Below are 1058 nucleotides of genomic sequence, written 5' to 3' on the forward strand. Positions count from 1 at the left end.
GGCTTTGTTTCCTAAATCGGTTGAACTAAAGCCGTAGCCGCTGATCTGATCGGCATCGCCTATCAACTTACCCATCAACCGTGTCAAAACCTCGCTATAAAACAACCAACTGGAAGCAATACAACCAAGCCTTAATCAACCGCGGTTCACTTACCTTCTGGATTGATGAGGATGCAATTGCTAAGTGGAAAGCCAAGGTCAAGCAGCCAAAGAAAGGTCGCCCTCAAGTGTTTAGCGACTTAGCCATTACCACTGCGTTGATGGTTAAGCGTGTTTTCTCTATGCCACTGCGAGCCTTACAGGGCTTCATCAATTCGGTGTTTAAACTGGGTGACATCCCATTATCTTGCCCGCATTACACCTGCATCAGTAAACGCGCGAAAACGGTCAATATTGCTTTTAAAACCAAGACTCGCGGCGCCATTGAGCACTTAGCTATCGACTCGACAGGCTTGAAGGTCTATGGCGAAGGTGAGTGGAAAGTGAAGAAACATGGTACAGATGGAAAGCGCCGAGTGTGGCGTAAGCTGCATATTGCCGTAGATACACATAGCCATGAAATTATTTCCGCAGAACTCAGTTTATCAGGTGTTACAGACGCTGAAGTGATGCCCAATTTACTTAAGCAAACCTATCGAAAAATCCGCAATATCTCGGGTGATGGTGCTTACGACACGAAAGCCTGTCACGAAGCCGTTCGTCGAAAACGCGCTTTAGTGCTCATTCCACCTAGGGAAGGTGCTGCGCTATGGGAACAAGGGCATCCACGAAACTTAGCCGTCAGTTGGCAACAGCTTCATGGCTCAAATAAGCAGTGGAAAAAACGATATGGTTATCATCGCCGTTCAATCTCAGAAACCGCCATGTACAGGATAAAACAACTGCTAGGAGGCACGTTGAGCATGCGGAATTATAACGCTCAGGTGGGAGAAGCTTACGCGATGATTAGGGCTTTGAACAAGCTTACTGGGCTAGGTATGCCTGAAACCCACTATGTAGCTTGATATTTGAACAATGATGAGAGTTTTGTTCGCTGACTCGATTTAGGAAACAAAGCC

At 46.7% G+C, this 1058-nt stretch carries 1 protein-coding gene; it reads left to right on the forward strand.

From position 1 onward, the window contains the following. Positions 1-80 precede the first annotated feature (80 nt). Complete coding sequence (locus tag L5M28_RS23945) at positions 81-1004, forward strand: IS5 family transposase (RefSeq protein ID WP_263204541.1); 924 nt, start codon at positions 81-83, stop codon at positions 1002-1004. Positions 1005-1058 lie beyond the last annotated feature (54 nt).

It is taken from the genome of Shewanella sp. SW32, assembly GCF_025653365.1.
GTDB classification, from domain to species: domain Bacteria; phylum Pseudomonadota; class Gammaproteobacteria; order Enterobacterales; family Shewanellaceae; genus Shewanella; species Shewanella oncorhynchi.